Source organism: uncultured Cetobacterium sp., assembly GCF_947038635.1.
Classification (GTDB): domain Bacteria; phylum Fusobacteriota; class Fusobacteriia; order Fusobacteriales; family Fusobacteriaceae; genus Cetobacterium_A.
Window position 1 is genome coordinate 1 of the sequence record NZ_CAMQXC010000170.1, and the last position, 3,405, is coordinate 3,405.

Here is a 3,405-nt window from a genome sequence, read left to right on the forward strand (position 1 = left end):
AATATGTATAATTACTTGGAAAAACATATTTTTTCTCAATTAAAATAATATTTTGTTCTGCAAATATATTTTGAATTTCTTTACAAGAATAAATTTTATAATCACCTGTTTTCATATAAGGAAGGAGAAAATTTATTATATTTCTAAATAGAGGCAATAGCCAGATTTCTCCTAAAATAAGAGTTCCATTAGGTTTTAAAACTCTTGTAATCTCAGATATTGATTTTTTAGGATTAGAATAATGATGAAACGAATTTATACAAGTTATAATATCAATTGAAGAATTTTTAAAAGGTAAATTTTCACTATCTCCAACTTTAAAATCAGCTGGAAGTCTTTTAATAAGAGCTTTTTTTATCATTTCAGATGATATATCTAATCCAATCAATTTCCAAAGTTTATTATTATTAAAAAATTCTTCGACTATTTTTAATAATAAATCTCCTTTTCCTGTTCCTAAATCTAAAAGAGTATATTCTTTATCTGTGAATAGTAAGTTTAACCACTCAAGAACATTGTTATAATGTTTAAAAGAATCGCCATGATTTTTATTTGCCATTTTATCAAAAAATTTAATTGTATTTTCTTTATAATTTACAGATTTATTTAATTTCAAACTATTCTCCTTTTTACTTTTTTATAGAGAACCAATGAGTAATTGCAGGAATATTTCCAGGATTTCGATATTTATGAGGTGTATTTTTCTTTATATAAATTGAATCACCCTCTTTTAATTTATAAATCTTTCTATTAGAAAGATTTATTTCTAGCTCTCCTTTAATTACTATTCCAATCTCATCATGAGAATGACTCCATCGTATATTTTCAGATGTACATTTAGGATTGATTACAACATAACTACCATTAATTTCAGAATTATCAGGAATTAGATTATAATACTTAGTTCCTTCTTTATTCGAAGTAAATAATAATTTTCTTTCTTCTGATTTTAAAGTCATAACTGATTCTTTATCTTCTTTTAAAAGATCTATTAAACTTATATCTAAGACTTTGCATATTAATTGAAGGTTAGCTATTGATGGACTATTTATATTTCTTTCTAAATTACTTATAAAACCAACAGAGAGACCTGTTTTTTCAGAAAGTTCTTTTATAGATAACCCTTTATCTTTTCTTAAGTTTTTTATTTTTTCAGATATTTCCACTAGTCAACTCCTCTTTATATTTTCTATTTATTATATCATAAAAATCACTACAACTCAAAAATTCATAATTATGAATAAAATATTCATTATTTTATTGAAGTTTTTCTAATTTTGTGATAATATCTCTTTATAATATTAATATTACAGACAATTATATTTAGAAAGGACTAAAATATGTTACTAAGTTTTTTATTTTCATCTTTAATTATTGCAGCAACACCTGGAATTGCAACAATTTATGTATTAAATAACTCAGCTTCTTTAGGAAGAAAAGAAGGAATTTTATCAGCTTTAGGAATAATGACAGGGGGTATGATTTATAATATCATTGCAGCAGTTGGATTATCTTCAATTTTGTATATATTTCCTAATATGCTCAGTATTATAAAAATTGTTGGAGGTCTTTATTTAGTTTATGTTGGAATAATAACTTTAAAAAATAGACAAACAAATGAATCTAATAATTTAGAATCTATAAAAAATGATTGTTATATAAGAGGGGTTATTACAAATTTAGCTAATCCTAAAATTTTACTTTTCTTTGTAACTTTTATTCCACAATTTGTAGTAAATACTAATAATTATGCAAAAGAAGCTATATTATTAGGAAGTGCTTATTTAATAGTTGAAATTATTTGGTTTATTTGTTTAGCTAGCTTTATTTCACATTTTATAAAAAATGTAAAAGGAAATTTTCAAAAATATATGACTTACATTTCAAGTGGAGTTTATTTAACTATGGGTTCTGTGTTGATTATGACTTTTTAACAGCATTTTTACGTAAATTACAGATTATAAAAAATAATTATATATACAAATAATAAAATATGTAGTTTTTATGAATCCAAAGAATTAAATTTGTTGGATTCATTTTTTATTATAAAATCTCGTATTTAACAAATTAAAATCTCATTCTATTTTTTATTATTAAAACTTTATTCAAAAATCTTAGTAAATACAATAAGTATAATCTCGTATTATATGTATAATACGAGATTATACTTAATAAAAAAATCTTTCTAAATAAATAGAAAGATTTTTTTATTAAGATTTTTTTCCGCCTTGTTGTTTATTCGAAGGTTTTTTAAATCTATTAGATTTAGGTTTATTTTGAGTATTAGTAGGTTTTTCATTATATTTTTTTATAGGCTTTTTAGATAATTCTTTCTCATTTCCATGAATTTTAGCAAATTCTATTTTATTTAATTTTAAAATCTCTGTTAAAATCTTTTTATCATCTAATGATGAAAAAGAAATTACTATACCATTTTTATTAGCTCTACCTGTTCTTCCACTTCTATGAGTAAAAGCTTCAGCTGTTTTAGGTAAATCAAAGTTAATAACATGAGTAACTTGAGGTATATCTAAGCCTCTAGCAGCAATATCAGTAGCTACAAGTATATTATATTTTCCTTCTCTAAAACCAGATAAAGCAGCATCTCTTTGATTTTGTGATAAATTACCTTGAAAATTTACAGCTTTTAATCCTTTAGTTTCTAATGTTTTACTAAGATGTCTAGCTTTATGTTTTCCATTTGTAAAAACAATAACAGATTCTATACTTGAATCATCAAGTAATTCTATAAGTTTTGATTTTTTATCATCGTGATCTATATGATATAGTTCATGTTCGATTAATTTAACAGGATCTTTATATTCTACTTCAATTGTTTTATGTCCCTTTTCTAAAACTTTAAATGCTAAAGTTTTAATCTCTTTTGGCATTGTTGCTGAGAAGAAAAGAGTTTGCTTCTTTTTAGGAGTATGTTTTACAATTTTTTCAATATCTTTTAAAAATCCCATATCTAACATATGATCAGCTTCATCTAATACTAAAAATTCAAGTCTTGTTAATCCTAAATTTCCTTGATTAATATGATCTAAAATTCTTCCAGGACACCCTACAACAATATCCACTCCTATTTTTAAAATGTCCACCTGTTTTTTAACTGATGTTCCACCATAAACAGCTAAACTTTTTATCCCAATCTGCTTTCCTAACTGTAAAACTGTATTATTAATTTGCTCTGCAAGTTCTCTAGTAGGAGCAATAATAAGAGCTCTCACGCCTTTCCCTTTTCCTTTTGTTGTTGCTATTTTTTCTAAAATAGGAAGAACGAATGCTGCAGTTTTTCCTGTTCCTGTTTTAGCTAATCCAAGGATATCGCTTCCCTCTAAGATTACTGGTATAGCTTGTGCTTGAATTGGGGTAGGTTCTTTATATCCAACAGCATCAATT

The 3,405-nt window shown here is 24.4% G+C and carries 4 protein-coding genes; 1 reads left to right on the forward strand and 3 read right to left on the reverse strand.

Annotated elements, in window-relative coordinates; genetic code table 11:
* Both Q0V08_RS11155 and Q0V08_RS11160 read right to left on the reverse strand, forming a co-directional pair.
* A partial coding sequence (locus Q0V08_RS11155; protein WP_297434786.1) for a class I SAM-dependent methyltransferase occupies positions 1-616 on the reverse strand: 616 nt, incomplete at its 3' end.
* 13 nt (positions 617-629) lie between these two features.
* The gene (locus tag Q0V08_RS11160) at positions 630-1,166 is read right to left on the reverse strand and encodes an XRE family transcriptional regulator (protein ID WP_297434788.1); all 537 of its coding nucleotides are present in this window, start codon (positions 1,164-1,166) and stop codon (positions 630-632) included.
* Between the two features lie 174 nt (positions 1,167-1,340).
* On the opposite strand from Q0V08_RS11160, the gene Q0V08_RS11165 reads away from it, so the two are divergent.
* A complete protein-coding gene (locus Q0V08_RS11165) occupies positions 1,341-1,934 on the forward strand; it encodes a LysE family translocator (protein WP_297434790.1) in 594 nt (197 codons plus the stop codon).
* Between the two features lie 276 nt (positions 1,935-2,210).
* On the opposite strand, the gene Q0V08_RS11170 is transcribed toward Q0V08_RS11165, so the two are convergent.
* A partial coding sequence (locus tag Q0V08_RS11170; protein WP_297434792.1) for a DEAD/DEAH box helicase occupies positions 2,211-3,405 on the reverse strand: 1,195 nt, incomplete at its 5' end.

Bases quoted from the DNA above. Each gene is read 5' to 3' on its own strand.
- Q0V08_RS11165 (WP_297434790.1), top strand. From the start codon at position 1,341: ATGTTACTAAGTTTTTTATTTTCATCTTTAATTATTGCAGCAACACCT.